The sequence below is a fragment of the Cohnella xylanilytica genome (assembly GCF_014212175.1).
GTDB classification, from domain to species: domain Bacteria; phylum Bacillota; class Bacilli; order Paenibacillales; family Paenibacillaceae; genus Cohnella; species Cohnella xylanilytica.
On the sequence record NZ_JACJVR010000142.1, the window covers coordinates 1 to 1,620 of the forward strand.

The window sequence follows — 1,620 nt, forward strand, 5'->3', positions numbered from 1 at the left end:
TAAGAAAAACGCCTGACGGCGTCCTTTGAGTTCGAGCGTATACCTTTATGCGAGCATAAACGCCAGGCACGGGATATTCCCGTGCCTTATCTCTTTACATCACTTATTTTGTACTCATATCCATGTACTCCAATGTAATGCTCCGGATACATCGCTCCTCCACATTCTTCACAAGTAAATTGTGGCGGTACCGTCGGATCTCCATCGTCCATCGCATCTAAATTTCTTACTACATGCAGCGGGATGGCTTCTGTTTCGTTACACTGCAGACAGATGTACATCGCGTTCTCTGTGTTTTGTATTCCCTTGCCGGGCTTCTTCTTTTTCTTTATTATTTTTCGCTTCTTTGATACCGGTGACATCGTTTATCATCCTCTCCAAGCACGCTTTGCTTTGGGCGCATCGGGCATACTTTACCTTTAAGACCCCTTCGTCAAGACACACTTCGCCCTTGTATTCATAATAACTTTCACATTTGGGACAGCATGGCGGCTTCCCTGTTTGCTCTCTAATCCTCTCACTCCATGTCCTTCGTTTCAACATCTGTTTGGCTTTCACAATCCACTTTCGCGCTTCCTTCTGCCATAGACTTACCAACTTCTTGCATAGCGCTTTAATCCGACGCGAATAAACGCCATAATATCGGATGGTCTTAAAGTTTTCATCCGGTATATGTCGAATCAGTCTTGCAATGAATTCCTCTACGGAGATGGCCTCTGTCTTCTCTTTACCGTCAGTCTTGTCCCGGTAACGGAATGTTACCGTCTTGCCGTCGTACTCCTCAATTCGACTTACCGCAATCGCCGGCCGCCTGATGTACCTCCCTATATACCCTAATTGCTGCTTCACGTTCCCTTTCTGCTTTGGTGCATACACATAGAAGCCTTCTCCATTTTCCGAGTAGGCACTTTGCAAGCGTTGTTGAACCTGCCTTTTCTCCTGGTCGTTCAGCTTTCGACGAATCAGTTTTAACACGACAGTCTGCCATTGTTTTCGTAACATCTCAAACGGAATGAAGTCATAGGTCTTCCATTCCCCATTTTGCTTCATCCCGCCCATGGTCACCAACATATGTACATGAGGGTTGAAATTGATCCTCGCACCAAACGTATGAAGGCCGGCTATAACTCCAGGGGTTATCTTATGCCTCTTCTCAAAGTATTCTTTTACGACTCGGGCAGCTTCGTCCATGAATTCCTTGAGCAGTTTGTCTCGGTGCATCAAGAACACTTCGCGCAGACCTTCATCAACAGTAAACACGACGTGCCGGTGATTGACCTGGAATACGTCTTGTTCAAGCAGCCGCGCCCACTCTTCCGTCTCCCCGCATGAGCAGGTTGTACAGAATCTTCCCTTGCAACGATACGGCACTAACCGAAGGTCATGGCAACCTTCACAGACAAAGAGCTTGAATCCATTCTTTGGATCTCCACATTGACGGAATTTCTCAATTTCTTTTAGGACATTGGGACGAATTTTGTCTCGATGCTTCGTTACAAACTTGTCCCAATGACGATGCTCGTCAAAAAATATCCGCTTCAGAACATTGATCTCCATACCATAACCTTACCAAGAATAAATACGAAGTGGAACACGTTCTCCACCTCGGAAATTTATAAA

The 1,620-nt window shown here is 45.8% G+C and carries 1 protein-coding gene; it reads right to left on the reverse strand.

Features of this window, described 5'->3' with window-relative positions; all coding sequences use genetic code 11:
• Positions 1 to 258: 258 nt before the first annotated feature.
• The gene (locus H7B90_RS30940; protein ID WP_260411360.1) at positions 259 to 1,557 is read right to left on the reverse strand and encodes an IS91 family transposase; all 1,299 of its coding nucleotides are present in this window, start codon (positions 1,555 to 1,557) and stop codon (positions 259 to 261) included.
• Positions 1,558 to 1,620 lie beyond the last annotated feature (63 nt).